Annotated in this window: 18 protein-coding genes and 1 tRNA gene; 18 read left to right on the forward strand and 1 reads right to left on the reverse strand. The window is 59.2% G+C overall.

The window, feature by feature from the left end:
• Positions 1-8: 8 nt before the first annotated feature.
• The gene (gene rraA / locus AAIL66_RS20365; RefSeq protein WP_034379811.1) at positions 9-524 is read left to right on the forward strand and encodes a ribonuclease E activity regulator RraA; all 516 of its coding nucleotides are present in this window, start codon (positions 9-11) and stop codon (positions 522-524) included.
• 16 nt (positions 525-540) lie between these two features.
• On the opposite strand, the gene AAIL66_RS20370 is transcribed toward rraA, so the two are convergent.
• Positions 541-1,452 carry a DMT family transporter gene (locus tag AAIL66_RS20370; RefSeq protein WP_343497609.1) on the reverse strand — a complete coding sequence of 304 codons (912 nt, stop codon included), beginning with the start codon at positions 1,450-1,452 and terminating at the stop codon, positions 541-543.
• A 521-nt stretch (positions 1,453-1,973) separates the two neighbouring features.
• Here AAIL66_RS20370 and aceA point away from each other — a divergent pair.
• From aceA to AAIL66_RS20455, 17 genes are all read left to right on the forward strand, one after another.
• Positions 1,974-3,305, forward strand: coding sequence for an isocitrate lyase (aceA, locus tag AAIL66_RS20375; protein ID WP_003053566.1), 1,332 nt, complete (start codon positions 1,974-1,976; stop codon positions 3,303-3,305).
• A 320-nt stretch (positions 3,306-3,625) separates the two neighbouring features.
• Positions 3,626-5,545: a threonine--tRNA ligase gene (gene thrS, locus AAIL66_RS20380; protein WP_034396897.1), complete on the forward strand. Its 1,920-nt coding sequence runs from the start codon at positions 3,626-3,628 to the stop codon at positions 5,543-5,545.
• A gap of 82 nt (positions 5,546-5,627) precedes the next feature.
• Positions 5,628-6,260, forward strand: coding sequence for a translation initiation factor IF-3 (gene infC, locus AAIL66_RS20385; protein ID WP_080745935.1), 633 nt, complete (start codon positions 5,628-5,630; stop codon positions 6,258-6,260).
• A 193-nt stretch (positions 6,261-6,453) separates the two neighbouring features.
• A complete protein-coding gene (rpmI, locus tag AAIL66_RS20390) occupies positions 6,454-6,657 on the forward strand; it encodes a 50S ribosomal protein L35 (RefSeq protein WP_003053571.1) in 204 nt (67 codons plus the stop codon).
• Between the two features lie 26 nt (positions 6,658-6,683).
• A complete protein-coding gene (rplT, locus tag AAIL66_RS20395) occupies positions 6,684-7,043 on the forward strand; it encodes a 50S ribosomal protein L20 (protein WP_003053572.1) in 360 nt (119 codons plus the stop codon).
• Positions 7,044-7,243: 200 nt separating this feature from the next.
• Positions 7,244-8,296 (forward strand): phenylalanine--tRNA ligase subunit alpha, encoded by a 1,053-nt coding sequence (gene pheS / locus AAIL66_RS20400; protein WP_343497610.1) that lies wholly within the window; start codon positions 7,244-7,246, stop codon positions 8,294-8,296.
• 165 nt (positions 8,297-8,461) lie between these two features.
• Positions 8,462-10,915 carry a phenylalanine--tRNA ligase subunit beta gene (gene pheT / locus AAIL66_RS20405; RefSeq protein ID WP_343497611.1) on the forward strand — a complete coding sequence of 818 codons (2,454 nt, stop codon included), beginning with the start codon at positions 8,462-8,464 and terminating at the stop codon, positions 10,913-10,915.
• Positions 10,916-10,943: 28 nt separating this feature from the next.
• Positions 10,944-11,270, forward strand: a complete 327-nt coding sequence (locus tag AAIL66_RS20410) for an integration host factor subunit alpha (RefSeq protein ID WP_012838976.1) — start codon at positions 10,944-10,946, stop codon at positions 11,268-11,270.
• Between the two features lie 241 nt (positions 11,271-11,511).
• The gene (locus AAIL66_RS20415; protein ID WP_045840511.1) at positions 11,512-11,961 is read left to right on the forward strand and encodes a MerR family transcriptional regulator; all 450 of its coding nucleotides are present in this window, start codon (positions 11,512-11,514) and stop codon (positions 11,959-11,961) included.
• Between the two features lie 30 nt (positions 11,962-11,991).
• A tRNA-Pro gene (locus AAIL66_RS20420) sits at positions 11,992-12,068 on the forward strand.
• Positions 12,069-12,258: 190 nt separating this feature from the next.
• Entirely contained in the window at positions 12,259-12,822 is a 564-nt protein-coding gene (locus AAIL66_RS20425; RefSeq protein WP_343497613.1) for a hypothetical protein, read from the forward strand.
• Positions 12,823-12,875: 53 nt separating this feature from the next.
• On the forward strand, positions 12,876-14,387 hold the full coding sequence (locus AAIL66_RS20430) for a TolC family outer membrane protein (protein ID WP_343497614.1): 1,512 nt from the start codon (positions 12,876-12,878) through the stop codon (positions 14,385-14,387).
• A 38-nt stretch (positions 14,388-14,425) separates the two neighbouring features.
• Complete coding sequence (locus tag AAIL66_RS20435; protein WP_012838973.1) at positions 14,426-14,671, forward strand: hypothetical protein; 246 nt, start codon at positions 14,426-14,428, stop codon at positions 14,669-14,671.
• A 182-nt stretch (positions 14,672-14,853) separates the two neighbouring features.
• Positions 14,854-16,992 (forward strand): type I secretion system permease/ATPase, encoded by a 2,139-nt coding sequence (locus tag AAIL66_RS20440; RefSeq protein WP_343497617.1) that lies wholly within the window; start codon positions 14,854-14,856, stop codon positions 16,990-16,992.
• Positions 16,989-18,401: an HlyD family type I secretion periplasmic adaptor subunit gene (locus AAIL66_RS20445; RefSeq protein WP_012838971.1), complete on the forward strand. Its 1,413-nt coding sequence runs from the start codon at positions 16,989-16,991 to the stop codon at positions 18,399-18,401. The genes AAIL66_RS20440 and AAIL66_RS20445 overlap by 4 nt, the downstream gene beginning before the upstream one ends.
• 33 nt (positions 18,402-18,434) lie before the next feature.
• Entirely contained in the window at positions 18,435-19,073 is a 639-nt protein-coding gene (locus AAIL66_RS20450) for a response regulator transcription factor (RefSeq protein WP_012838970.1), read from the forward strand.
• Between the two features lie 257 nt (positions 19,074-19,330).
• A partial coding sequence (locus tag AAIL66_RS20455) for a retention module-containing protein (RefSeq protein WP_343497615.1) occupies positions 19,331-21,683 on the forward strand: 2,353 nt, incomplete at its 3' end.

Consider the following 21,683-nt stretch of genomic DNA (forward strand, 5'->3'; position numbering starts at 1 on the left):
AGATTTTCATGAGTGATTCCTCGGCTTCTCTTGGCTTCAGCACCTGCGATTTGTGCGATGCGCATATCAGCGATGACAGCAGCGACTTTCGTGTGCTGCCGCCCGTGTTCCACAGCTATGGCGGGAATGTCGGCTTTATGGGGGAGGTCAGCACCGTGCAGTGTCTGGACGACAACAGCCTGGTGCGAGCGGCGCTGGCCGAGCCGGGAGGTGGTCGTGTGCTGGTGGTCGATGGCGGCGGCTCGCTACGCCGGGCTCTGGTGGGGGGGAATGTGGCGACATCGGCGGCCCAGAACGGCTGGGCCGGGGTGCTTGTCTATGGCTGCGTGCGCGACGTGGCCGAGCTGAAATCCACCCCCGTGGGTCTGTATGCGCTGGCGCTCAACCCCATGCCTACCGTCAAGCAAGGCCAGGGACTGCGCGATGTCTATGTGCAGATCGCCGGCCTGTGGATTCGCCCAGGCGACTGGCTGTATGCCGACTCCGACGGCATTGTGCTGAGCCGCCGCAATCTGCTTTCCTGATTGGAATCGACGGCGCCTAGCGCCTGAACTGCAATGAACCGGGCCAGGTTGCGATCACCACGCTGGTCAGGGCAATGCCGAAGGCCAGCAATTGCATGCTGCCGACGCGCTCGCCCAGGGCCAGCATGCCCACCACGGCGGCGCTGATGGGCAGCAGCACGGTAAAAATGCCGGCCCGCGATGCGGGCACGGCGCGCAATCCCGTCATCCACAGCCACACCGTCCAGACGCAGGCGGCCAGGGCGTAAAACAGCAACAGACCCCATGCGGGCACCGAAACCCGGGAAAAATCAAACTGCCAGGCCAGATAGAGCCCGGCGGGTGCGGAAAGCACAAACCCCCAGAGATTGATCAGCGCCGTAATGCGTTTGGGGCTTACGCTGGCGGTGAGCTTTTTGCCGATCACGGCATATGCGGCCTCGCACAGCACTGCGGCAATCAGCAGCAACTGGCCCAGGCCTTGCTGGGGATGTGCGGCAAGGCTGCTGCTTTCGGTCTTGCTCAAGGCATTCAGCCCTATGCCGGCCACTGCGAAAGCAATGGCTGTCCATGTGCGCGCGCCAACGGCTTCGCGCAGAAAAAGCCAGCTCATGATGGCGACTGCGGCAGGAATTGCGGCCATGGTCACGCCCGCCGTGACCGCACTGGTCAAGGCCACGCCGCTGATCATGCAGAGCGTGAAAAGGAAATTGCCGAAGAAGGACTCAAAAAACAGCAGCCACTTGGTCTGCCTGGTCAGAGTTGTCTCGTGCGCTGGTGGCTTGAGCCAGCCCAGCATGGCCACGGCACCGATGCCAAAGCGCAGCCAAGCCAGCAGCATGACCGGAAAGATGGCAGCCAGAGGCTTGGACAAGGCCACATAGCTTCCTACCAAAGACATGCTGAGTGCCAGGCAGAGATAGGCGATGGGGCGGCTGGGCGTGTGCATGGCGAAATGAATTTCAATGACAAGAGAAGGTGATGCAAAGCAGTGTGGCAGGGCTGTTGCATGCATTTGACCCAGGGGAGGGAACTGTTGTTTTTTTGGTTCCCGCCGCCTTGGGCGCCATGTCTTTGTCGTGTCACCTGTTTTTGTTCAAGTGGCTTGGCCTGTCTCGTGCCGGATAAATGAGCAGATCAAGGATGAGCAGATCAAGGCATGCGCCGGGACTTTTTTCGTACTGCGTTCAAAGGATGCGGACTCCGGAAGTCGTGCTTCTGCAAATTTTTCATGAAGCAAGAATTCAATTTTGCATTATGAAAAATTGAAATGTTGCGCTGCCGCAAAATTTCTCAATACGAGAAATGCGTTTTCTTATTGTGAAAAATAAAAATAAGCAATTGATTTTATTGAATATAAATTGCAGTCTTTTATAAGACATAAGACTCTGTAAAAGAGTGCTGCAGACATAAAGTAGATCCCAAGGACGAACACCAATTCATCTTGTTTTAACCGCTAAGGAGTGCACCATGCCCCAATCCCTGACTCAGCAACTGAGCCGTGAACAGCAAATCGCAGCCCTCGAAAAAGACTGGGCACAGAACCCACGCTGGAAGAGCGTCAAGCGCGGCTACAGCGCTGCCGATGTGGTGCGTCTGCGTGGCAGCCTGCAGCCAGAGTACACCCTGGCCCAGCGCGGTGCCGAAGTGCTGTGGGACAAGATCAACGGCAGCTCGAAGAAGGGCTATGTGAACGCCTTCGGTGCCATCTCCGCAGGCCAGGCCATGCAGCAGGCCAAGGCCGGTCTGGAAGCCGTGTACCTGTCGGGCTGGCAAGTAGCCGCCGACGGCAACACCTCCGAGACCATGTACCCCGACCAGTCGCTGTACGCCTATGACTCCGTGCCCACCATGGTGCGCCGCATCAACAACACCTTCAAGCGTGCCGATGAAATCCAATGGGGCAAGGGCATCAACCCCGGCGACAAGGAGTTCATCGACTACTTCCTGCCCATCGTGGCTGATGCGGAAGCCGGCTTCGGCGGCGTGCTCAACGCGTTCGAGCTGATGAAGAACATGATTCAGGCAGGTGCTGCCGGCGTGCACTTCGAAGACCAGCTGGCTGCGGTCAAGAAGTGCGGTCACATGGGCGGCAAGGTGCTGGTGCCCACTCGCGAAGCGGTCGAAAAGCTGATTGCCGCCCGTTTTGCAGCCGATGTGATGGGCGTGCCCACCATTGTGCTGGCCCGTACCGATGCCGAAGCGGCCAACCTGATCACCAGCAACCATGACGAGAACGACATCCCGTTCCTGACAGGCGAGCGTACTCAGGAAGGCTTCTACCGCGTCAAGAACGGTCTGGAGCAATCCATCAGCCGCGGCGTGGCCTACGCTCCCTACGCGGATCTGGTGTGGTGCGAAACCGGTGTGCCCGATATCGGCTTTGCCCGCGAATTCGCCCAGGCCGTGCATGCAGCCTGCCCAGGCAAGCTGCTGAGCTACAACTGCTCGCCTTCGTTCAACTGGAAGAAGAACCTCAACGACAGCCAGATCGCTTCCTTCCAGGAAGACCTGTCCGCACTGGGTTACAAGTTCCAGTTCATCACGCTGGCCGGCATCCACAGCAACTGGTACAACACCTTCAAGTTCGCCCACGAGTACGCTCGCGGCGAGGGCATGAAGCACTACGTGGAAATGATCCAGGAGCCCGAATTCGCGGCACGTGACAAGGGCTACACCTTTGTCTCGCACCAGCAGGAAGTGGGCGCAGGTTACTTCGACGACGTGACCACCGTGATCCAGGGCGGCTCATCCAGCGTCAAGGCGCTGACCGGCTCCACCGAGGAAGAGCAGTTCCATTGAGCCACGATGAATCGTGATTCTGTCTAGGTAAAAAAGGGGTTATGCGCCCGGGGCGAAAGTCTCGGGCGCTTTTTTGTTTGCCGGGTTAAAATGGCGCGACTTCAATTCACAAGGGCGAGAAAGGCATCAACGGTTATGACACCGCGAACTACATCGGAGATGTACTTCGGCTGCTGATGGCAGCTGGCGGTTCGCGCCTGCCCGAGATTTCTCGACACCCTCATCAAAGCGCGGACTGGTTCCGCGCTTTTTGCTTTCAGGCAACTCCAAAGCTCTGGCGCTGGCCCTCACCCACACAAATTTGGTTTGACAAGGAATTTATGATCAACATCACGCTCCCCGATGGCTCCAAGCGCGAATACTCAGGCCCGGTTTCGGTTGCCGAAGTCGCTGCTTCGATTGGCTCCGGCCTGGCCAAGGCCGCATTGGCCGGCAAGATCAACGGCAAGGTCGTGGACACCAGCTTTGTGATCGAGCAGGATTCGCCGCTGTCTATCATCACCGCCAAGGATGCCGACGGTCTGGAGGTGATCCGCCACTCCACCGCTCACTTGCTGGCCTATGCCGTCAAGGAGCTGTTTCCCGATGCGCAGGTCACCATCGGTCCCGTGATCGAAAACGGCTTCTACTACGACTTCTCGTACAAGCGTCCCTTCACGCCCGAAGATCTGGCTGCCATCGAAAAGAAGATGACCGAGCTGGCCAACAAGGACGAGCAGGTGGTGCGCCGCGTGCTGCCGCGCGACGAGGCCGTGCAGTACTTCAAGGGCATCGGCGAAGCCTACAAGGCCGAGATCATTGCCTCTATCCCCAGCAACGAGGATGTGAGCCTGTACCGTGAAGGCGCCTTCGAAGACCTGTGCCGTGGCCCTCACGTGCCCAGCACCGGCAAGCTCAAGCACTTCAAGCTGATGAAGGTGGCCGGCGCCTACTGGCGTGGCGACCACCGCAACGAGATGCTGCAGCGCATCTACGGTACCGCTTGGGCAACCAAGGACGAGCTCAAGGACTATCTGTTCAGGTTGGAAGAAGCCGAAAAGCGGGACCATCGCAAGCTTGGGCGCGAACTCGATCTGTTCCACATCGACGAACACTCGCCCGGCACCGTGTTCTGGCACCCCAAGGGCTGGGCGGTCTGGCAGCAGGTCGAGCAGTACATGCGCCGCGTCTATCAGGACAACGGCTACCAGGAAGTCAAGGCTCCGCAGATTCTGGACAAGGGCCTGTGGGAGAAGACCGGCCACTGGGACAAGTACCGCGAAAACATGTTCACCACCGATTCGGAAAAGCGTGAATATGCCCTCAAGCCCATGAACTGCCCGGGCCACATCATCATCTTCAAGCAAGGCATCAAGAGCTATCGCGATCTGCCTCTGCGCTTTGGCGAGTTCGGCAACTGCCATCGCAACGAGCCCACGGGTTCGCTGCACGGCATCATGCGCGTGCGTGCCTTCACACAGGACGATGGTCACATCTTCTGTACCGAAGACCAGATCCAGGCCGAGGTGACGGCTTTCACCTCGCTGCTGCAGAAGGTGTATGCCGACTTCGGCTTCACCAACATCCTGTACCGTCTGTCCACTCGCCCCGAAAAGCGCATCGGCACCGATGAAGCCTGGGACAAGGCCGAGAACGCGCTGGCCGAAGGTCTGCGCGCATCGGGTTGCGAGTTCGAGTATCTGCCGGGCGAGGGTGCGTTCTACGGGCCAAAGATCGAATACACCCTGAAGGATGCACTGGGTCGCGAATGGCAGTGCGGCACCATTCAGGTGGACCCGAACATGCCCGAGCGTCTCGATGCGGAATTCGTGGGCGAGGATGGCGAGCGCCATCGACCCATCATGCTGCACCGCGCGATCCTGGGTTCGCTCGAGCGTTTCATCGGCATTTTGGTCGAGCATCACTCGGGCGCGCTGCCTGCCTGGCTGGCTCCGGTGCAGGCTGCCGTGCTCAATATCACGGACGCTCAGGCCGACTATGCGCAGGAAGTTGCGCAGAAGCTGCAAAAAGCATTGCCGAATCAAAGCCTTAGAGTGGTGACAGATCTGCGCAATGAAAAGATTACGTATAAAATACGCGAGCATTCCATGCAGAAGCTGCCCTACATCCTTGTCGCAGGCGACAAGGAGAAGGCTGCTGGTGCGGTTGCAGTGCGCGCCCGGGGTAACAAAGACCTCGGAGTGATGTCGGTTGATGCATTCATTGAATTGCTCGCCAAGGACATCGCGGCCAAGGCCTGAAGCAGATTAATTTTTGTGGCGGGCCGGTCAGCGTGCAAGGCACGCTAGCCGGCTACGCTGTTGTAGCCATTTCAATCCAAGGGTGAAAACCATAGCTACTGAATTTCGCGATCGGCGCCACCGTGAAGAGCGCAAGCATCGACTGAACCGAGAAATCATGGCGCCTGAAGTGCGTCTGTCTGGTCCCGACAACGAGCCTCTGGGCATCGTGCCGCTGCAAGAAGCGCTGCGCATGGCCGGCGAGCTGGATGTCGATCTGGTGGAGATTGCGGCCAACGCATCTCCTCCGGTCTGCCGTCTGATGGATTACGGCAAGTTCAAGTACCAGGAACAGAAGAAGGCTGCTGAAGCCAAGGCCAAGCAGACCGTCATCGAAATCAAGGAAGTGAAGTTCCGCCCTGGTACGGATGATGGTGACTACAACATCAAGCTGCGCAATATCCGCCGTTTTCTGGCGGATGGCGACAAGTGCAAGATCACGCTGCGTTTCCGCGGCCGTGAAATCACGCACCAGCAGCTGGGTCTGAATCTGCTCAACCGTCTGCGTGACGATCTGGCCGATTCCATCCAGGTGGAGCAGTTCCCCAAGCTGGAAGGCCGTCAGATGATCATGATGGTTGCGCCGGCTCGTGCAGGCGGCAAGAAGCCCGCCGGTGCTGCAAAACCACAGGCTGATGGCGCCGCAGCTGCACCTGAGGCTGCAGATAAGGCATAATTGCGGTTTTGCCTTGTCGGCAAAAGTGGGCTTGGCCCACTTTTGTTTTGTGCGGCAGATAAAGAATTTGCAGGCTTGCCTGCAAGACGTCAGCCCGGCCTGGCCGGACTGACAAACAAGTGCCTCGGAGGCCAGCGAAGTGTGTGCGGGTTGCACACCGCCTTGCGAGCACAAATTCAATAGGAGCATTCACATGCCCAAAATGAAGACCAAGAGCAGCGCGAAGAAGCGTTTTCGCGTTCGTCCCGGTGGTACCGTCAAGCGCGGTCAAGCCTTCAAGCGTCACATCTTGACCAAGAAGACCACGAAGAACAAGCGTCACCTGCGTGGCATTGTCAACGTGCATTCCGGCGATATGGGCTCCATCGCAAAGATGTTGCCTTCCGCAGGCCTGTAATTCACTGACGAACTAGGAGAAAACACATGCCTCGCGTCAAACGTGGTGTAACGGCTCGCGCCCGTCACAAAAAAGTTCTGAATCTGGCCAAGGGTTTCCGCGGTCGCCGTGGTAACGTCTTCCGCGTTGCCAAGCAAGCGGTCATGAAGGCTGGTCAATATGCCTACCGTGACCGTCGTACCAAGAAGCGCGTGTTCCGTCAGCTGTGGATCGCTCGTATCAACGCTGCTGCACGTGAACTGGGTCTGACTTACAGCCAATTCGCCAACGGCCTGAAGAAGGCTGCCATCGAAATCGACCGCAAGATGCTGGCCGATATCGCCGTGCACGACAAGGCTGCTTTTGCAGCTATCGTCGACCAAGTCAAGGCCAAGCTGGCTGCCTGAGGTCACGATCGGTAGTTACTCTTGTAGGACTTTTGCAGACAAGAATCCCCAAAGGCATTTGCCGATGGGCGAGCATCTTGCTTGAACTTGATTGCAGAAGTCGTGTCTTGTTCAGTAGCTGCTGATGCACAAACAGCAAGGGCTAGGGCTTGAAAAGGCACTAGCCCTTGTTTATTTTTACAAGTCGATAAAGAGTCGATATGAACGAGTTGGATTCTCTGGTCGAAAGCGCACAGCAACTGTTTGCGCAAGCCCACACCCCCGCTGATCTGGAAAATGCCAAGGCGCAGTTTCTGGGCAAGTCGGGCAAGATGACCGAGCTCATGAAGGGCATGGCGCAGCTTTCCGTCGAAGAGAAAAAGTCGCGCGGCGCCGCCATCAACGTGGCCAAGCAGGCGATCGAAGCGGCCTTGACCGCCCGTCGCAAGGCTTTGGCAGACGCCGAGCTGCAGGCCCATCTGAAGGCCGAGGTGCTGGATGTGACTCTGCCCGGTCGCCGTCGTGGCGCGGGAGGGCTGCACCCCGTCTCCATCACCATGGAGCGTATCGAGGGCATCTTCGGCTCCATGGGCTTTGATGTGGCCCAGGGCCCCGAGATCGAATCCGACTGGTTCAACTTCACGGCGCTGAACACGCCTGAAGACCATCCCGCGCGCTCCATGCACGACACCTTCTATGTCGAAGGCGGCACCCAGCATGCGCCCAATCTGCTGCGCACGCACACCAGCCCCATGCAGGTGCGCCATGCCGTGCAGCATGTCAAGAATTACCGCAATGCGCTCGATGCCGGCCAGACCATGCCCGAGATCCGCGTGATTGCCCCCGGCCGCACTTATCGTGTGGACTCGGACGCCACCCACTCGCCCATGTTCCACCAGTGCGAAGGCCTGTGGATCGGCGAGAACGTGAGCTTCAAGGACCTGAAGGTCGTGTTCACCGACTTCTGCAAGACCTTCTTCGAGCAGGATGATCTGGTGCTGCGCTTTCGCCCCAGCTTCTTCCCGTTCACCGAGCCTTCGGCCGAAATCGACATCCAGTTCCAGGGCGGCCCGCTGGCCGGCAAGTGGCTGGAAGTGGCGGGCTCCGGCCAGGTGCACCCCAATGTGGTGCGCAACATGGGGCTGGACCCCGAAAAATACATCGGCTTTGCCTTTGGCATGGGCCCCGATCGCCTGACCATGCTGCGTTATGGCGTGAACGACCTGCGCCTGTTCTTCGACGGCGACATCCGTTTTCTGTCGCAGTTTCAGTAATTGAAAAGTGAGCTGCTAGCGCATGCTCTGAAACGATTTTAGATAGTTTTGATGCTGAAATCCTTATATGCCGAGCGCTAATAGCTCATCTTTTTGAGATACGCATGCCCAGCCAGTGGCAGACCGCTTGCGGTGCGACTGGCATGAACGCCAAAGAGTCTGACTATGCAATTTCCTGAATCCTGGTTGCGCGAATACTGCAACCCCAACCTGACCACCCAGCAGCTGGCCGATACCCTGACCATGGCCGGTCTGGAAGTGGAAGAGCTGGATCCTGTGGCGCCTCCCTTCACCGGCATCGTGGTCGGTGAAATCAAGGAAGCCGTGCAGCACCCCGACGCCGACCGCTTGCGCATCTGCCAGGTCGACGTGGGCGGCCCCGAGCTGCTGAACATCGTCTGCGGCGCGCCCAATGCGCGCGTGGGCATCCGCATTCCCTGCGCCACCGTGGGCGCCGAGCTGCCGCCCGGTGCCGATGGCAAGCCCTTCAAGATCAAGATCGGCAAGCTGCGCGGCGTGCAGAGCTTTGGCATGCTGTGCTCGGCCAAGGAGCTGGGCATTGACGAAGACGCCAGCGGCCTGCTGGAGTTTCCCGCCGATGCGCCCCTGGGCCAGAACGTGCGCGAGTACCTGAATCTGGACGACACGCTGTTCACGCTCAAGCTCACGCCCAACCTGGCGCATTGCCTCAGCGTCTACGGCGTGGCGCGCGAGCTGTCTGCGCTGACCAGCACGCCACTGAAAGCCTTGTCCTTCCCCGCTGCGGCCGTGGCCTTGCAGGACAAGCTGCCCGTCAAGATTGAAGCCACCGATCTGTGCGGCCGCTTCTCTGGCCGTATCGTGCGCAATGTCAACACGCGGGTGAAGACGCCCCAGTGGATGGTGGACCGTCTGGCGCGTTGCGGCCAGCGCTCGGTCAGCCCGCTGGTGGACATCTCCAACTATGTGATGTTCGAGCTGGGCCGTCCCAGCCATATCTTCGATCTTGACAAGATCAGCGGCGGCCTGAATGTGCGCTGGGGCAAGGAGGGCGAAACGCTCAAGCTGCTCAATGGCAACACCATCAAGATCGACGATTTCCTCAAGGTCGGCGTGATTGCCGATGACAAGCAGGTCGAGTCGCTGGCCGGCATTATGGGCGGCGACGCCACGGCCGTGTCTGACGACACCAGGAACATCTACATCGAAGCTGCGTTCTGGTTCCCCAAGGCTGTGGCCGGCCGTTCGCGCCACTTCAACTTCTCGACCGATGCCGGTCACCGTTTCGAGCGCGGCGTGGACCCCGAGTTCACCACCGAGCACATCGAGCGTATCACCGCGCTGGTGCTGGAAATTTGCGGCACGCCCGAGACACAGGTCGGTGCCATGGACGACCAGAAGCCCAATATGCCTGCCTCCAAGGCTGTGCAACTGCGCGTGGCGCGTGCGGCCAAGGTCATCGGCATGGCCGTGACGCAGCAGCAATGCCTGGATGCCTTGAACGGCCTGGGTCTGCCGGCCACCGTGGCCAGCGAAGGCGTGATCAGCGTCACCGCTCCCACCTTCCGCTTCGACATCAATCTGGAAGAAGATCTGATCGAAGAAGTGGCCCGCATGATCGGCTATGAAAACCTGCCGACCACCAAGCCGCTGGCCCCGATCTCGCCCAAGCTGCGCGCCGAGAACGAGCGCAGCCCCTATGCCGTGCGCCACGAACTGGCGGGCCTGGGCTACCAGGAAACCATCAACTTCAGCTTTGTCGAAGAAAAGTGGGAGCAGGAGCTGGCTGGCAACAATAACGCCATCAAGCTGCTCAACCCCATTGCCAGCCATCTGAGCGTGATGCGCTCGTCGCTGCTGGGCTCGCTGCTGCAGGTGCTCAAGTTCAACGTGGACCGCAAGGCTCAGCGCGTGCGTGTGTTCGAGCTGGGTCGCGTGTTCTTCAAGGACGAGTCCGTGGTCGACTCCGACACCACCGTCAAGGGCTTTTATCAGCCTATGCGCGTGGCGGGTCTCGCCTACGGCGCTGCCGACCAGCTGCAGTGGGGCAGGGCAGAGGCCAAGGTCGACTTCTACGACGTCAAGGGCGATGTGGAAGCACTGCTGGCCCCGGCCAAGCCCGTGTTCGAGCCTGCCGAGCATCCGGCCATGCACCCCGGCCGCTGCGCGCGCGTGCTGCTGGATGGCAAGGCCATCGGTTTTGTCGGCGAGCTGCATCCCCAATGGCGCCAGGAATGGGATCTGGCCCAGGCTCCCGTGATGTTCGAGCTGGAACTCGATGCCGTGCTGGCCCGCGAGGTCCCCGTCTTCAAGCCCGTGGCCAAGCACCAGGCCGTGGAGCGCGACATTGCCGTGGTCGTCAAGGAAGCCGTGAGCCACGCCCAGGTGATGGATGCCGTGCAGCAAGGCGTGCAGGGCGGCATTTTGCGCTCGGCCGTGCTGTTCGACGTATTCCGTCCCAAGAAGCTCAAGGCTGGCGAGGAAGCTGCACCGGGCAGCCTGGCTCAGGACGAGAAGAGCCTGGCCGTGCGTCTGACGCTGGGCAGCGACACCGCGTCGCTGACCGATGCGGAAATCGATGCCGCCATGCAGGGCACAATTGCGGCTCTGGTTGAACGCGTTGCGGCTCGCCTGCGTTGATATGTTCAATCCACAAGGAGATCGACCCATGGAGCTTGCCGTAGAGAGCATCGACAGCCCCGCGTTGACCAAGGCGCAGCTGGCCGATCTGCTGTTTGACGAAATCGGTCTGAACAAGCGCGAAGCCAAGGACATGGTGGATGCGTTTTTCGACCTGATCTCGCAAAAGCTGGTGGAGGGCGAGGACGTCAAGCTTTCGGGCTTTGGCAACTTCCAGATCCGCACCAAGGCGCCACGGCCCGGTCGCAACCCGCGCACCGGTGAGCTGATTCCCATCGCTGCGCGCCGCGTGGTGACCTTCCATGCCAGCAGCAAGCTCAAGGAGCTGATCCAGGGTGAAGGCTCGGGGTCATAAGCGATTGGTAAATCCACTGATGCGCTGACAGGCTAGGCATCGGTGACTGAGGAGCTGACAGTTTTGCGTCGCGAGCGGTGCAAGGTCCTGTCAGCTCTTCGCGCTATATTGCTAGGACTTGCACAAACAGGAATGCATGGCGGGCATTTCTAACGACAAAACGCCGTGCCTGACCTGAATTTACGCAAGTCGTGATTGCATATCTTTCACCCATCCCTTCACTGACCGCTTGCAACCAGCCATGGCTTCTTCTTTGCCAGCAATTCCCGCCAAGCGCTATTTCACCATCGGTGAGGTCGCGGATCTTTGCGACGTCAAGCCTCATGTGCTGCGTTACTGGGAGCAGGAGTTTGTGCAGCTCAAGCCCATGAAGCGTCGTGGCAACCGCCGCTACTACCAGCATCATGAGGTGTTGATGGTGCGTCGCATTCGCGAGCTGCTTTACGAGCAGGGCTTCACCATCAGCGGCGCACGAAATCGTCTGCGCGAACTGGTGACGGGTCACGGCAAGGCAGTCGAGCAGCAGCCGGTGCTTGTGCATCCGGCCCAGCACCTGCAGGGGGAAGAGCTGGCGCAAAGCCATCTGCTGGCTGCAATGCTGGAGCAGGGGCTCTCGGAGCCTGCTGGTGCAATGGGCATGGAGGAGGTCAAAGAGGAGCTTTTGCAGATCAGGGCGCTGCTTTCTCTTTGATGTCGAATTTCTGTGTATAATTCAAGTCTTCGGAATGTAGCGCAGCCTGGTAGCGCACTTGCATGGGGTGCAAGGGGTCGCGAGTTCGAATCCCGCCATTCCGACCAATTAGACAAGGGCTTCTGACTATTCAGTCAGGAGCCCTTTTTCTATTTCGGATCAATTCATTGTCAATTGTTCGATTACGACTTTGGATGTGGGCTGATTTCACTTTGCAACGCATGCGCCGCTATGGTTGCGGTGCTGGAAGCGGTATTGATTCTTAATTTCTTTGATATAAAGAAGGAATGAAAAGAATTGCCAATTCCCGGCAAAAAAATCGAAGTTCGGTTGGTTGAGTGGTTTTTTGAAACAAATCATTGCATGCCTTGTGCTAGATTTGCAATTGAATCCATTTGTTTGATGGTGTTGCCAGGAGATCTGCCATCAACGCACGGCTTCGCATGCAGGGTTATGCGTCAAGAACACCGGCCGGAAACCGGAGGCTCCGCCTTGCTATCGTGGAAAGGAACATCTCCAAATGCGCTGTGTCTAGCCGATAGACGCTCCACAGCCTGTCCGCGCTATTTGTTTGGTCAAGGGGTTGGCGATGTCATCCCTGTACCACTGCTGAGTGGTGGCTCGTCAAGCAAAAATAGTGAGTTTTGTCGATCAGGCAACAAGCTTGACCTGACCGTCAGTCTCCTGTGCGGTACTGGCATGACGCCAAAGGCTGTGAGCACGAGAGTTACAGAATTCCATTTTGCGAGTTCTGAGGCCGTATGCAATGCCTTTTCGGGCAGCAGCGAGCCGATCCACATTAACAACCAGCTTCCGCGGGAACGATTTGTAGAAGTCGCACCGATTGCTCTCGCCAATTAGTTGGCGGGGTAGGCATCGCATTGCCCGGTCGGAGTCAAACAAGAGGGATAACAATGAAATTCAGTCAGATTGCACAAGTGGTAGCCACTCTGGGTGTGGCCTCGTGGGCCATGGGGGGTATGGCTCAGACGACCATGAATGCGCAACAAGCCAACGAGCAGGGCGTTGCACTGCAAAAGGTTGTCGAGCAGGCACTGATGACTCATCCCGAAGTGCAGGCGCGCTTTCAGGATTTCAGCTCGTCCGCTGAAGGTCAGAACGTGGCCCGGGGAGGTTGGCGTCCGCAAGTCACCGCGCAAGGTTGGGTCGGTCGCGAGTGGCGCAGCCATATCCAGGATGCTCCATCGCAGAACTGGAGCCGTCCGGGCTGGAACCTGCAGTTGCGTCAGCTGATCTTTGATGGCTTCACCACTAGCAGCAATATCCGTCAGTTGGGCTTTGAGAAGCTGGCCAAGTTCTACGACCTGCGCGCCACCACTGAAAATTTGGCCAATGATGTTGTCGCCGCCTATCTGGATGTGCAGCGTTATCGCGAAATGGAAAAGCTGGCGCGTGAGAATTTCGGCACGCACCAGGTGACGCTGGGGCAGTTGCGTGAACGCCAGCAGTCCGGCGTGGGCCGCGGTGTTGACCTGGAGCAGGCAAGTGGTCGTCTGTCGCTGGCGCAGACCAATCTGATGACCGAGAGCAACAACCTCAACGATGTGCTGCAGCGCTACCGCCGCGTGGTGGGTGAGTATCCTGCGGCCACGCTGGACCCGGTGCCCGATGTGAGTGCCAAGCTGCCTGCTTCCGGGGTGGCCAAGGATTTCGGCGCGTCGCTGCGCGCGAGTCCGCTGCTATTGTCCAAGCAGGCTCTGGTGCAAGCGGCAGAGGCCGGTCAGAAGGCTGCCAAGGGGGCGCATATGCCCAAGCTCGAGCTGCTGGCGTCCACGGGGCGTGATCGTGATCAGAACTCGCCGGCCTACTGGGATGTACAGAGTTCGCGAGTGCAGCTGATGCTGACTTACAACCTGTATCGCGGTGGTGCGGACGAGGCACGCCTGCGTCAGACGATTGCCCAGGGCTATGCCGCACAGGATGTGCGTGATTACACCTGCCGCAACATCCAGCAGGAGCTGTCGATTACCTGGAACAACATGGCCCGCCTGCGTCAGCAAACGCCGTTCCTGCGTGAGCATGTTCTTTCCACGGCCAAGGTCCGCGTGGCGTATCAGCAGCAATTCAAGATCGGTCAGCGTTCGCTGCTGGATCTGCTCAATACGGAAAACGAGCTGTTCGATGCCCAGCGCGCTCTGGTCAACGCTCAATATGACCTGAAAAAGGCCGAGTACCAGTGGCTGACTTTGTCCAGCCAAATTCTGCCTGTGCTGGGGCTCGCGCAGCCGCATGACGACAGCCGCCCGGATGAGCAGCAGGCGCTGAACTTGCCGGATGATCTGCTGCGTAGCTGCAAATCCTCGGTGCCGGACACCAGCAATCTGACGCCTGTGCCTGCCAGCGCAGCGGTTGATCTGGGGGCTCCAGCCCAGGCCCCGGCATCTGGTGCAGCGGGCCGTCAGTGATAGCTGGTGGCGCCTGGCGCAGCTTTTAGTGGGAGTTGATGAACAAGATGGATAAAAGCGATTCACCACCGTCGGAGCAGTCCTCCCGGCAGGAATTGTCGGCACTGGATGCGGATTTCATCCGCGTTCTCGAGGACTTGATTGACGCCTTGCTTGCCAATGGGGCTTTGCGCTTGACGGATCTTCCGCCGCAGGCGCTGGAGAAGCTGAGTCAGCGCAAGCAGGCGCGCCAGCGTATGCGTAATTCGCTGGACTTGATTGATGATGACGAAGAGCTTTTATAGGTTGATTGTTGAAGATGACCAGACCAGACTTTGAGCCTTCATTGGCATCGAGCAACGGTACGGATGCGACTCAGAAGGCCGGGCAAGGTTCTTTGCCGGAAGCCGCGGCAGCGGCGGAGCAGGCCGGCCCGGCCTTTCTGGGGGCGCGAAGCTCGGCGCATGCACCGGCGGGGGACTGGCGCATGCCGGCCCATGAGACCCATGCGGATCCCTTGCTGGATTGCCTGGTGCAGCTCACCAACCTGCATGGCAAGCCCTACACCGCGCAGGCACTGAGCAATGGTCTGCCGTTGGTGGATCAGCGCCTGACGCCTTCATTGCTGGCTCGGGCTGCGGCTCGCGCGCAGTTCAGCACGCGTATCGTGCAGCGCGGTCTTGACGATGTTCCTCAGGGCTTGCTGCCGGCAATTTTGATTCTCCATGGAGACCGTGCCTGTCTGTTGCTCAGAACGCTGGAGAGTGGTCGCTTCCTGTTGCAGTACCCGGAGTCGGAGAGTCCGGTCGAGGTAGAGGCTCAGGCTTTGCTGCAGGACTACGCGGGGCTGATGTGCTTTGTGCGTCCGCAGTTCCGCTTCGAGCCGCGCTCCGTGCAGCAAGGCATGGAGCCTCGCAGCAGTCACTGGTTCTGGGCGGTGATCCTGGAGAATCGGCGCCTGTACCGCGATGCCTTGCTGGCAGCCGTACTCATCAATGTCTTCGCCCTGGCAATGCCCTTGTTCAGCATGAACGTGTATGACCGGGTGGTGCCCAACAACGCGGTGGAAACATTGTGGGTGTTGGCTATCGGCATTTCTTTGGTGCTGATCTTCAACTTTGTGCTGACGACGACGCGTGCCTATGTTGTGGATGCCGCGAGCAAGCGTGTGGATGTGCAGCTGTCCGCGCAGATCATGGAGCGCGTTCTGGATTTGCGCATGGAGAGCCGACCCGCATCCGTCGGTTCGTTTGCGGCCAATCTGCGCTCGTTTGAGTCGGTTCGTGACTTCATTGCGTCTGCAAGTCTCACGACCTTGGTGGATTTGCCTTTTGTGCTTCTGTTTCTGGTGGCGATTGCATGGGTTTCGCCCTGGATGCTGATTCCGCCTGTGGTGGCGATTGCCGCGATCTTGCTGGTTTCCTTCTGGGCCCAAGCACGCATGGAGAGTCTGACGCTCAAGACCTTTCAGGCGTCGTCTCAGCGCAACGCGCTGCTCGTGGAGTCGCTGACCAATCTGGAGGCGGTCAAGACGCTCAATGCCCAAAGCGGAGTGCAGCGTCTGTGGGAGAGCTCCACTCAGTACATTGCCTATATGGGGGGCAAGATCAAGTTCATCTCGTCCGGTACGGTGAACTTCGTTCAGACCTTGCAGCAACTGGTCACCATAGCTGTGGTCGTCATCGGCGTGTACCAGGTGCAGGATGCGGCGCTCTCCATGGGCGGCATCATTGCAGCCTCCATGATTGCGGGGCGCTGTCTGGCACCCTTTGGTCAGGTGGCGGGGCTGATGATGCAGTTTCACAATGCGCGCACCTCGCTCAATTCCATTGACAACTACATGAAGATGCCGGTCGAACATGAAGCTGAGCGCGAATTCGTCTCACGTCCGGATCTGCGTGGCGCTATCGAGTTTCGCAATGTCAGCTTCAGCTATCCGGGAAGCGAGCAGGCCAGTCTTTCGGGAGTGAGCTTTTCGCTCCGACCCGGCGAGCGGGTTGGCATCATTGGGCGTATCGGCTCGGGCAAGACCACGCTTGAAAAGCTGGTCCTGGGTCTGTATCAGCCCAGTGAAGGCTCGGTTCTGATCGATGGTATGGATGCCCGTCAGATAGACCCGGTGGATCTGCGTCGGGCCATCGGGCATGTGCCGCAGGACCCGATGCTGTTCTATGGCAGCTTGAAGCACAACCTGCTGGTGGGTGCGCCATTCGCGGATGAGACAGACATGCTGCATGCGGCACGCATTGCGGGTGTGGATGATTTCGCGGCGCGCAATCCCAAGGGCTACGACATGTTGGTCGGCGAGCGGGGCGAGTCACTTTCTGGCGGCCAGCGCCAATCCATTGCTGTCGCTCGTGCCCTGATCAACGACCCGGCCATATTGTTGCTGGATGAGCCCAGCAGCAATCTGGACAACCAGAGCGAGGCACAGCTCAAACGTCGTCTGGAAGAGGCCTCCCAGGGCAAGACCATTTTGCTGGTCACTCATCGCACGGCCTTGTTGACCTTGGTTGACCGGCTGATCGTGATTGACGGCGGCAGAATTGTTGCCGATGGAGCCAAGGATCAGGTGATCGAAGCCCTGAAGCAAGGGCGGATTGGTGGAGTAGGAGGGCGAGCATGAGCGAGTCCAAACCCCAAAAAAAGCCGTCGCGCTTCAAGGATGCGCTCAAGACGCGCTGGACGCGACTGGAGCGATGGCTGCTTGACGGCAGCGAGGTTGTCGGAACGCATCAGCCGGATGACCTCAAGGCCGATGCGCAGTGGGCTGCAGGGCAGCAGCAGGCGCGTGGTTCGCGTCTGTTGATATGGGTATCTCTGGTCACCGTGGTGGTTCTGCTGCTATGGGCTTGCCTGGGTCGCATTGATGAAGTGGTGCGAGGCCAGGGCAAGGTGGTTCCTTCGCGTCAGGTTCAGGTGGTGCAGAGCCTGGATGGCGGCATCGTCAAGGAAATTCTGGTGCACCCCGGCGAGCATGTGGAGCAGGGTCAGGTCATCTTGCGCATCGATCCAACGCGCTACAGTTCGTCCCTGGGCGAGAACAAGGCCGAACTTCTGGCATTGAAGGCCAAGGCCGCGCGTCTTCAGGCCCTGGCATCGGGCGAGCCTTTCAAGGCTCCGGAAGATGTGCAGGCTCTGGCGCCTCAGTTGGTGGAGATGGAGCGGCGCATGTGGGAGAGTCGCTCCCAGGAGCTCAATACCAACGTCAATATTGCGCGTGACCAGTTGCGCCAACGTCAGCAGGAGCTGCGCGAAACCCAGGCCAACCGTGACCAGGCTTCCTCCAGTTGCAGCTTGACGTCCGAAGAGCTTTCGGTGACTCGCCCCTTGCTCAAGAGTGGAGCAGTGTCCGAAGTGGATTTGCTGCGCCTGCAACGTGATGTGGCTCGCTTCTGTGGCGAGGCCAAGGCGGCCGGTGCGCAGATCGGGCGCATTCAGGCTGCGATTCAGGAAGCGGAGCGCAAGATTCAGGAGTCGGAGCTGAATATGCGCAATCAGTCTCGCTCCGAGCTCTCGGAAACCCAGGCCAAACTGGGCACCCTGGAGCAAGGCAAGGTGGCGCTGGAGGATCGCGTCAAGCTGGCCGAAGTGCGCTCGCCCGTGCGCGGCACGGTCAACACCTTGATGGCGAATACCGTCGGCGGTGTTGTGCAGCCGGGCAAGGACATTCTGGACATCGTGCCGCTGGATGACACCTTGTTGATGGAAGTGCAGATCAATCCACGCGATATCGGCTTCCTGCATTTTGGTCAGCAGGCCGAAGTGAAGTTCACGGCCTATGACTTTGCCATCTATGGAGGCCTGCAGGGGAAGCTGGAGCAGATCGGTGCCAACACCGTTACCGACGAAAAGGGGAACTCCTTTTATGTCGTGAAGGTGCGCACGGAGAAGGCTCACGTGGGCGATGACTCGCGCCCCATCATTCCCGGTATGCAGGCCGAGGTGCATATCCTCACGGGCAAGCGCACCTTGATGCAGTATCTGCTCAAGCCGATTCTGCGTGCCAAGTCCAATGCATTGATCGAACGTTAGTTCATGGATCGCCAACAATTACAAAGGAACTCTATGAATGCCTTGCCTGTATTGATGCTGACTCAGGATGCCACGCTGTGGCAGGAATGGCAGCAGATCGCAGGCCCTCAGTGGATGCCTGCGCGCGGCCAGAGCCTGGCCGATTTGCAACGTTGGAAGCAGCAAGGTCGTACCGTGGTGGTGCTGGATGCAGCCCTGCCATCCTTGCCCGAGTCGACTGCGGCCCGCTGGATTGAGCTGCTGAAGGATCTTCAGGTTCTGGTTCTCAGCAACCGCCCCAGCGATGAGGAGGGTCGAAACCTGCTGTCCCGCGGAGCATCGGGCTACGCCCATGCGCAATCGAGCCCGGAGGTGCTGGCACGGATGCTGCAAAGCATGGCCGGCGGCAACATCTGGCTTGGACGTTCGCTGTTGCAGCGCTTGTTGCGCGATGTGGATGCCCGTCTGCCTGAGCATGAGTCGGACTGGGCCGAACCATTGTCTGCACGAGAGCAGGAGGTTGCCCGCTATGCATCGCTGGGTGACAGCAATGCGGAGATCGCCGAACGCATGTCCATCAGCGAGCGTACCGTGCGAGCCCATCTGTCTGCGGTTTTTGAAAAGCTGCAGGTACAGGATCGGCTGGCGCTGACCCTGAAGGTCCACGGTATCGGGCGCAAGCAACTGGCTTGAACCTGATTTTGGGGCCGCTGATGAATACATAGTCACCTTTTTCCTCTGGAGTGCCTGTTGCTGCAAAGCCTGAAGCCTGCATATTGCAGGCTTCAGGCTTTTTTGATTTACAGCAGCAGAGATCGAATAAAACAGATCCCGATTGGCTTTGGCGCCAATAGTGCTGTGGGGCCTTGGCTTCTACCATTCAGCTGAAATATTGGAGAGGTGCCTTTGTGCACCTTCACTTTTTAATCTGACTGGATAGGCAGACCCTCATGGCAGCTCAAACCGTTCTCGTTACCAAACTCACTGGCCAGGCTTGGATGCGTGGTTCTGATGGCAATCTGACGGTGCTCCGTGAAGGCATGCGTATCCCCGCCGACGCCGAGATAGTGACGGCTTCCGGCAGCACCGTGCAACTGCAGGCGGATGGTCAGCCACCGCTGATGGTGGGCGAGAACCAGGACGTGCATCTCACTGCGGACCTGATTCAGCCGCCCACCGTGGAAGAGGCGGCTGTGGCGAGCCCCGCGAATGCGCAGATTGACCAGATCATTGCGGCCATCAATGCCGGCCAGGATCCGTTCGATGAGCTGGATCCCACGGCGGCCACATTGTCGGGCGGCAGCGAGGGTGGCAGCACTTTTGTGCGCCTTTCCAGCATCATTGAGGCAGTGTCGCCGCTGGCGCTGGAGTATGGACGTCCTGTACCAGCGACTACCGTCCTTCCACTTTTTAGTGGGGTGGGCGCTTTGGCGGACAACACGGATCAAGTTACGCCGCCTCAGCCTGTCACAAGCATTCCCCAGGCAAGTGCTGATTCGGGTGTGATCTTCGAAGATGCGGTATCCGCCTTGCAAGGCAATGTGCTCGCCAACGACAAATTGGGCGAAGGGGTCCTCACAGAGCATCGAGTTGTTCTGGTCGGCGCAGATCAAGGGCTGTACGGCAAGATTACCCTCAACTCCGATGGCAGCTACAGCTATCAGCTTGATAGCAGCTTGAATGCTGTGCAGGCATTGGGTGTGGGTGAGACCCTGGTCGAAACTTTTACGTATACCCTGGTCGATAAAGACGGCGCCAGTTCTTCTGCGACATTGACTGTCACCATCGTTGGCACCAACGACGCCCCCGCCCTCACCGGCAAGGCCGATGGCGCTTTGGCCGAAGACGGCGTGTCGGTGGTCACCGGCAAGCTCGACGTGGCCGATGTCGACATCACCGATACCCACAGCTGGAGCGTCAGCAACGAAGGTAAGGGCCAGTACGGCAGCTTCTCGGTCGACCAGAACGGCGAGTGGACCTATGTGCTGAACAACGACGATCCCAAGGTCCAGGCCCTGGCCGAAGGTCAGAAGGTCACCGACACCATCACCGTGACCGTCGACGACGGCCACGGCGGTACAGCGACTCAGACCATCACCGTCACCATCACTGGTACCAACGACCTGCCCGTGGCGCCCAACTATCAGCACACCACGCCGGAAGACCAGCCCGTCAGCGGCAAGGTCACCGGCACCGATCCCGATGGCGACACGCTGACCTACACGGTCGACAAGCAGCCCGAGCACGGCAAGCTGGAGTTCAATCCGACCACCGGCGAGTACACCTACACGCCTAACGAAAACTACAACGGCCCCGATCAGTTCACGGTCATCGTCGATGACGGCCACGGCGGCAAGACCACTTCCGTCATCGAGATCGGCGTCACCCCGGTCAATGACGCACCGCTGGTTCCCAATTATGAGCATACGACGCCCGAGGAGCAGCCCGTTAGCGGTAAGGTCGTCGGCACCGACGTCGACGGCGACAACCTGACCTACACGGTCGACAAGCAGCCGGAGAATGGCACGCTGGTGTTCAACCCGACCACGGGTGAATATACCTACACGCCGAACGAGAATTACAACGGTCCTGACCAGTTCACGGTCATCGTCGACGACGGCAAAGGCGGCAAAGCCACTTCGATCATCAATATCGGTGTCACGCCGGTCCTCGACGTACCCACAATTACCGTCTCCGACGCTGGTGACGTGAACGAAGGTTCCTCGGCCACGTTCAATATCAGTCTGAAGAACGCAGTCGACCTTGACAAGGACACCACGGTCACGCTCAAGCTGGACGGCCAGATCGAAACGGCCGACCACGGCGCGCCGACGGTCACCATCGGGAGCCAGACCGTCCAGGTCACCGCGAATGCCGACGGTACCTACAGCTTCACGCTTCCCGCCGGCACCACGGGAGGCATCGTTGTCACGGTTCCGACCAACGATGACGCAGTCTTTGAAGGCCGTGAGCAGATGACGCTCACGGCCACCTTGACCGGGGAAACGTCCAGCGGCACACTGCCGTCCGGCATCTCCGACTCGGGTAATGCCGTAATCGTCGACACCGAAAGCACGGATCCGGGTAACCCCAATCCGGGCGCTGACGTCCCGACCCTGGACGTCTCCGATCCAGGCACTGTCCACGAAGGCTCCGACGCCACGTTCAACATCACGCTGGGCAAGGCCGTCGACGCAGAAACCACCATCACCTTCAAGCTGGGTGGTGACATCGAGTCCGACGACATCGGCACGCCCGTGGTCACCATCGGTGGCGCCACGGTCACCCTGGTGAACAACGGCA

It is taken from the genome of Comamonas sp. F1-6 (assembly GCF_039581415.1).
Lineage (GTDB): Bacteria > Pseudomonadota > Gammaproteobacteria > Burkholderiales > Burkholderiaceae_C > Comamonas > Comamonas thiooxydans.

Bases quoted from the DNA above. Each gene is read 5' to 3' on its own strand.
- aceA (WP_003053566.1), top strand. From the start codon at position 1,974: ATGCCCCAATCCCTGACTCAGCAACTGAGCCGTGAACAGCAAATCGCA.
- AAIL66_RS20450 (WP_012838970.1), top strand. From the start codon at position 18,435: ATGAATGCCTTGCCTGTATTGATGCTGACTCAGGATGCCACGCTGTGG.
- AAIL66_RS20435 (WP_012838973.1), top strand. From the start codon at position 14,426: ATGAACAAGATGGATAAAAGCGATTCACCACCGTCGGAGCAGTCCTCC.
- rraA (WP_034379811.1), top strand. From the start codon at position 9: ATGAGTGATTCCTCGGCTTCTCTTGGCTTCAGCACCTGCGATTTGTGC.
- AAIL66_RS20370 (WP_343497609.1), bottom strand. From the start codon at position 1,452: ATGCACACGCCCAGCCGCCCCATCGCCTATCTCTGCCTGGCACTCAGC.
- AAIL66_RS20430 (WP_343497614.1), top strand. From the start codon at position 12,876: ATGAAATTCAGTCAGATTGCACAAGTGGTAGCCACTCTGGGTGTGGCC.
- rpmI (WP_003053571.1), top strand. From the start codon at position 6,454: ATGCCCAAAATGAAGACCAAGAGCAGCGCGAAGAAGCGTTTTCGCGTT.
- pheT (WP_343497611.1), top strand. From the start codon at position 8,462: ATGCAATTTCCTGAATCCTGGTTGCGCGAATACTGCAACCCCAACCTG.
- rplT (WP_003053572.1), top strand. From the start codon at position 6,684: ATGCCTCGCGTCAAACGTGGTGTAACGGCTCGCGCCCGTCACAAAAAA.
- AAIL66_RS20445 (WP_012838971.1), top strand. From the start codon at position 16,989: ATGAGCGAGTCCAAACCCCAAAAAAAGCCGTCGCGCTTCAAGGATGCG.
- AAIL66_RS20415 (WP_045840511.1), top strand. From the start codon at position 11,512: ATGGCTTCTTCTTTGCCAGCAATTCCCGCCAAGCGCTATTTCACCATC.
- pheS (WP_343497610.1), top strand. From the start codon at position 7,244: ATGAACGAGTTGGATTCTCTGGTCGAAAGCGCACAGCAACTGTTTGCG.
- thrS (WP_034396897.1), top strand. From the start codon at position 3,626: ATGATCAACATCACGCTCCCCGATGGCTCCAAGCGCGAATACTCAGGC.
- AAIL66_RS20410 (WP_012838976.1), top strand. From the start codon at position 10,944: ATGGAGCTTGCCGTAGAGAGCATCGACAGCCCCGCGTTGACCAAGGCG.
- AAIL66_RS20440 (WP_343497617.1), top strand. From the start codon at position 14,854: ATGCCGGCCCATGAGACCCATGCGGATCCCTTGCTGGATTGCCTGGTG.